The 6,313-nt window shown below is 37.6% G+C and carries 6 protein-coding genes; 2 read left to right on the top strand and 4 right to left on the bottom strand.

What is annotated here, in order from left to right:
• Window positions 1–177: 177 nt before the first annotated feature.
• The 4 genes from LKD20_RS09375 to LKD20_RS09360 all read right to left on the bottom strand — a co-directional run bounded on the left by LKD20_RS09375 (window position 178) and on the right by LKD20_RS09360 (window position 3,853).
• Window positions 178–1,515 (bottom strand): hypothetical protein, encoded by a 1,338-nt coding sequence (locus tag LKD20_RS09375; RefSeq protein ID WP_227721596.1) that lies wholly within the window; start codon window positions 1,513–1,515, stop codon window positions 178–180.
• A gap of 67 nt (window positions 1,516–1,582) precedes the next feature.
• Window positions 1,583–2,248 (bottom strand): hypothetical protein, encoded by a 666-nt coding sequence (locus LKD20_RS09370; protein WP_227721595.1) that lies wholly within the window; start codon window positions 2,246–2,248, stop codon window positions 1,583–1,585.
• 90 nt (window positions 2,249–2,338) lie between these two features.
• A complete protein-coding gene (locus LKD20_RS09365) occupies window positions 2,339–3,100 on the bottom strand; it encodes a hypothetical protein (RefSeq protein ID WP_227721594.1) in 762 nt (253 codons plus the stop codon).
• Window positions 3,101–3,340: 240 nt separating this feature from the next.
• Window positions 3,341–3,853: a pyridoxamine 5'-phosphate oxidase family protein gene (locus tag LKD20_RS09360; RefSeq protein ID WP_005385235.1), complete on the bottom strand. Its 513-nt coding sequence runs from the start codon at window positions 3,851–3,853 to the stop codon at window positions 3,341–3,343.
• Window positions 3,854–4,133: 280 nt separating this feature from the next.
• Between LKD20_RS09360 and LKD20_RS09355 the strand changes: the two genes are divergently transcribed.
• The gene (locus LKD20_RS09355) at window positions 4,134–5,576 is read left to right on the top strand and encodes an amino acid permease (RefSeq protein ID WP_005385234.1); all 1,443 of its coding nucleotides are present in this window, start codon (window positions 4,134–4,136) and stop codon (window positions 5,574–5,576) included.
• Between the two features lie 63 nt (window positions 5,577–5,639).
• Window positions 5,640–6,209, top strand: a complete 570-nt coding sequence (locus LKD20_RS09350; RefSeq protein WP_039968906.1) for a helix-turn-helix domain-containing protein — start codon at window positions 5,640–5,642, stop codon at window positions 6,207–6,209.
• Window positions 6,210–6,313: the final 104 nt, after the last annotated feature.

Raw genomic sequence — 6,313 nt, 5'->3', positions numbered from 1 at the left:
AGGCTATATTTTGCCATAGAAAAACCGACCTCCTTAACGTTAAGATTTTTGGTCTAACATTAAGGGGTCGGTTCATAATAAAGTATCTCGGAGGTAGGTTCTTTTTATTATGTACTGTTTTCGGTAAATGCTAATGCTCTATGATAGCAAAAATTGTACTATACATTCTTATTACTATTAATGAATCGTTTTTACACCAATTAAGTCTGTACGACTTGGATCGATATTTTTTAACGGTACTACATGATCTCTATAAAAGTCTGCTTCAGATGCTTTCACAGGCACTTGGAAGAACAAGAAATACGCCATATTATCCTTGTACCACGTAACACTGCGCACTAAGCCCTTATCTACATCACCTGTATATTGAACCTCTCCTATTGGAGTAGAGTCACTCCACTGTACATCATGATACTCCATTGGGATATATTCTTCAGGCCAAACCGTATCCATAGAGTAGCTCATGCGGAAGACCATAGTATGAGTTACCCAACGACCGCTGCGCTCTTGATACTCTTCACCTTGCTTCCAATATACAGTTTCTAATACATCATTGTCATAAAAATGTGTAGCATAGTATGTATAGCCAAACGGTAAATAACTTGGTACAGATACGTCATAGGACACCTTATGAGATGCATTAATTACACCGCTAGGTAAGCCCTTGGATTTGCTAGTGAGTATAGGCCATACAGAATTCGTATGTGTACGCACTGGTAAAGGAATCGTTTCATAAGGAGGCCAATCTATTTTAACATTTTGTTTACCCTGTTCTTCAACATTTTGTTTAATAGGTTCTTCAATATGTTGCTTATCATTGCGGTCACCACGTAGTCGAGTATCATCAGCGGCTACGTTACTCAAAGGACCTACAGAGTCTACAATTTTGCTTACAAAGTTTTGGTTTCTTAAAGAAGCAAAGTAAAGCATATGAACTTTATTATCTTTTTCCCAATAAGCGATTTGAATAGCATCTTTACTATAACCTAACGTATGTACAGAAATTCCATTAGGGGTAGTAAAGCTAACTGCATCCTTAGCGTTGTACTTTGTCTTTTCCAATATAGGATTTACTACTGTATCGATAGCCCACCCCATACGATATACAATATCTGTATTAGAGAAGGTTAACTTCGGACCATATTCTCCATCACGGCCCGTTTCCGTATATACAATTTCTAATACGTCATGGTCCTTGGCCTTTACATCACGTACTGCATAGTCTTTAGGCATATAAGACGGAACTTGTATAGGATAGCCAAATTCCTGCACAGCACTTTCAATATTAGTTTCAACTAAATCATAATCATCAACTTGATCATACCAGCGATAACGATCCATAAGTTTTTGATTATCATCGATAATTTTCTGATTATCTACATCTCGTTCAACAGGAACGGTATTACCATTTTTATCTATTAACGGGTATGTAGCACTAACTGGCTGTACCCCAAAGGTGCTTACTGCTGTAGCCATCGTGGCACATAAAATGGCAGCTCTTATTATTTTCTTCATATTCTCTCCTCTTTGAGCGGTTATACACGTTTCCGCTTTATTCCAAGTAAATCACTACATGATCTATCTATATTTTTATAGGCTCCACATGTTCCTTATAGAATTCAGCATCAACTGCTTTCACTGGTTCTAAGAACAATAAGGAGTATGCCATACCGTCTTTTGTCCACGTAATGCTGCGGATCAGTTGTGCTGCTGGATCCCCGGTGTAAAAGACTTCGCCAGATTCACCCTGTTCAGACCATTCAAAGTCCTTATACTCTGCAGGAACATACGGTACATCTTTTACATCGTTCACGGAATAGCCCATTCTATAAACAAAAATGCTACCGAGATTTTTCTTACCATCTCTATATGTTTGAGCATTTTTTATAAAGTATACAACCTCTAATACATCATTTTTATCTTGACGCACTGTATAGACCTCATAGCCATAAGGGATATAGCTAGGTGCCTTAACCTCATAAGGAAGCTTCTGTGCTGCCTCTATTAGATTGCCCTTAAAAGTATGCGCCTTTTGTATATTCTCTATAGGCCAATCATGAAAGTGCCACTGTAAACTATCAGTTCTAGGCTCAACATTTTTAAAATTATGTCCGAGCTTAAGTGTTTTAGTGGATCCAGTCTGATCTGTAGTATCAGGAGTATCTAGCGTTTCTGCTGTGGCCATTCCTACAGATAATAACCCAGCAGCAATAACAGCTAAAACGGACTTATACATTGTTTTTCTCATATTTTTTCCTCTTTATAAGGGATTACAAATTCTACCGCTATTACACAATATATTGTTCTAGATACAATTTGTATAACATCAGTTTATCTGCTAAGGAATCATTCGTTCTTTATTATATTCATCAATTGTTTTGTTTGAAATCTTCGTAACCGGATAGTTTCCCAACAATTCATAACGTGAGCTATCTATATTTTTTACAGGTACCACATGTTCCTTATAGAATTCAGCATCAACTGCTTTCACAGGTTCTAAGAAGAATAAGGAGAACGCCATCCCACCTTCCGTCCACGTAATGCTACGGATCAATTGTACTCCTGGGTTACCTGCGTAATACACCTTGCCAGATTCACCTTGTTCAGACCATTCATAGTCCTTATACTTTGCAGGAATATATGCTGTATCTCTTACGGTATCCAAGGAATATCCCATTCGATAGGCCATAACATTAGTAATAAATTTTTCCCCAGCCTGATAGATAGGTGCATTTCTTTTGTAATATACAACCTCCAGTACATCATTTCGATCGTGACGTGCTGTATACAGCTGATATCCATAAGGTATATAACTAGGTACCTCAGCCTCATACGGTAATTTCTGAGTAGCCTCTACTACGCCCTTAAAGTTACGAGCACCGTCTTGAGTCATAATAGGCCAGCCTACTAATTGCGTTCTTGGTATTTGAATAATTGCAGAAGCATTATCCATGTTTGGTGTAACATTTTTAGAATTAGATAGGACCGCAGAATTATTAGTAGATACAGGTTGATCAACAGTATCTGCTGATACATAGCTTACAGATAATAGCCCCATTGCTACAACAGCTAAAATGGACTTATATATTGTTTTGCTCATACTCTCTCCTTGTATAAAAATTTATAATATACTTCACACATATAATGATATATTTTCTTATTTATATCAAAAACATAACTCCGATTCTGTTGCCCTAGCTACTTCATAAAACTTTTATTTTTCCTACGGTGAAAGTCTAGTTATTAACTAATAACAGCCTTAATACTTACTAGTTCGACACATAAAAAAACATCCTACTGAGCGCTATATCTTAAAAGAACTCAATAGGATGTTGTATCATTATTTAGTTAATGGAGGCATAATAATATCTTGTTCAAGTTGTCTTCGTCTTTTTGCAGTATAGTCCACCACTTTAATTTGAACGACGCCCACAGAGTTTACCATGGCTTCTGTAAAAGCAAATTTACGATTTGTTTGATGGTCCATCAAAACTTGTAATCCATGAACCTTTTCATCAATACTCTCTAAATAAGTCACCGTCCCTCGTCCCATAACACTGGAATAAACTGAACTATATTTACAAGGAATATCTCCACCTGAAACAAGGGCCTCATCACTGCCATCAATTTCGATAAATACATGAGGATTTGCTTTAATCAAGTCAAACTTCTTTCCCTCATGATTGCCATGTACATAGATATAAAGCACCTCATCTATAAATTCGTATCCAAAATGTAGGGGTACTACATAAGGGTAATCACCATCCATCATACCTAGGTGAATGATACGAGTACTATTTAAAATACTTTTAATTTCATCTATATCTGTAACCTTACGATCTTGTCGTCTCATATAGCCTCCACGAGTTTACGTATAAGATAATCTACGTATCATTATAGCAAACTTTTTATACCTTGTATGATAGAATGCTTTTTGCATGAATAAGCACTCTTTTATTCGTATATTAATAACACTGTTTTTAATATCTGTCTACTGTATAAATACATTTGACTTTTTACAATAGATACTGTATTATAAGAAAATAGTTTTATAGATTCTATAGATTATAAAGGCTATGGTCATCCATGGCTTTTTATATTTGTAGATAGTTTGTAGAAAAGAGGTCTTTACTATGTCTGATACGCATCAGTTAAAACGGGGCCTTAAGAACCGGCACGTACAGTTGCTCGCCATTGGCGGTGCCATCGGTACAGGCTTATTCTTAGGCTCCGGCCGTGCCATTCACTTGGCAGGTCCATCCATCATTTTTGCTTACCTAATTACAGGTATTATATGCTTCTTTATCATGAGAGCATTAGGCGAATTATTATTGTCTAACTTGAACCACCACTCATTTATCGATTTCGTAGAAGAGTATTTAGGTGATCGAGCAGCCTTTATCACAGGATGGACATACTGGTTCTGTTGGCTTTCACTAGCCATGGCCGATTTAACAGCCGTAGGCCTCTATATGCAGTTCTGGATACCATGGCTGCCTCAATGGATACCGGCCCTTGTCGTCTTAGTGGCATTGCTATTGATGAACCTAACAGCTGTAAAATACTTCGGTGAAATGGAGTTCTGGTTTGCCTTGATTAAGGTAATCGCCATTATTTCCCTCATCATCATCGGTATCATCATGATTGTTACAGGCTTTACTACAGATGCGGGCGTTGCCGCCTTTAGTAATATGTGGAATTATGGGGGCTGGTTCCCGAACGGAACGATGGGCTTTATCTTATCATTCCAAATGGTTGTTTTCGCTTTCACAGGTATCGAGCTCGTAGGTTTGACAGCTGGTGAAACAGAAGATCCTGAAAAGGTTATTCCTATGGCAATCAACAACATCCCATTACGCATTATTTTGTTCTATGTGGGCTCTTTGGCCATCATCATGAGTATTTACCCTTGGACAGCCGTTAACCCTTCTGCTAGCCCATTTGTGGCTGTATTTACAGCAGTTGGTATTGCAGCCGCTGCAGGCATCGTAAACTTCGTAGTTCTTACATCTGCTGCATCTGCTACAAACTCTGGTATCTTTAGTACAGGCCGTATGATTTATGCCCTTGCTAAACGCGGTCATGCACCAAGCTCTATGCGTCGCTTAACACACAGTAGCGTACCATACCAAGCAACGATTTTCTCTGCTGCTGTACTATTGATTACGGTTGTACTCAACTATGTAATGCCAGAAGCAGTATTCGTTATGATTACTTCTATCTCTACATTCTGCTTCATCTTTATTTGGGCGATGATGGTTATTTGTCACCTCAAATACCGCAAGAAAAATCCTGAATTAGCGGCACAATCTAAATTCAAAATGCCTCTATTCCCTGTGATGAACTATATCATCCTTGCATTCTTTGTCTTCATTCTAGGTATTCTTGCCTTAAATGAAGACACTCGAATTGCACTCTTGTTTACACCGATTTGGTTCGTTATCCTCTGGGCCTTCTACTCCATGCTTAATACGGACGATGAAGATGCTCTCAGCGAAGAACTTATCGAAATGGCTGGTGTAAAAGAAATTTACAAAAAACCTAAAAAAGATGATTCTGACGATTACATTATCTAATACAAAAGCCCGTGCATTGATATGTACCCCCTTTACTGGACAACCAGTAAAGGGGGTATTTTCATGAGATATAGTTATCAATTTAAAAGGAAAGCAATTGAATTATTCTATCGAGGTGAATGGCCTAAGACACCTAACGGTGTAACAACAGATACATTTCATAGACTAATAAGAGACTGGGTTAAACTAGAGCAGCATCATGGCCCGGACATTAATAAAAATCGAGGGACTAATAAGTATTGGACTCCAGAAGAGAAATATAGTTTGGTATGCCAAGTCCTCTCTGGACAAGGATTGAGAACAGTAGCTATTGTAGCGGGTATTAATTCTGGACAACTGTATCAATGGGTTCATAAATATAAAACTTTGGGATACAATGGTCTTATTAATAAACCTAAAGGACGACCACCAAAGGATTGCAAAATGAAAGTACCTAAGACTATCTCACCTCGAAAACTCAAAGAAAGTGAATATGAGGAACTCATTCGCTTACGTGCTGAAATTGCGTATATTAAAGCTGAAAATGAAGTCATAAAAAAAGAGATTGCCTTGAGAGAAGAAAAAGAGGCTGCGCGACTCAAGGCGAAAAAGCAGCGATTATTAAAACGCTCCGCCAACAAGGCTATTAACTAAAGCATCTTTTAAAAGCTATGCCAATGGCCAAATCTACCTATTATTTTGAACTTACTAAAGTAGATCTTGTAGATAAAAGAAATACAGAGCTAAAAGATGAAATT

Source organism: Veillonella fallax, from assembly GCF_020687175.1.
Classification (GTDB): Bacteria; Bacillota; Negativicutes; order Veillonellales; family Veillonellaceae; genus Veillonella; species Veillonella fallax.
This window is presented reverse-complemented; position numbering and strand designations above follow the sequence as displayed.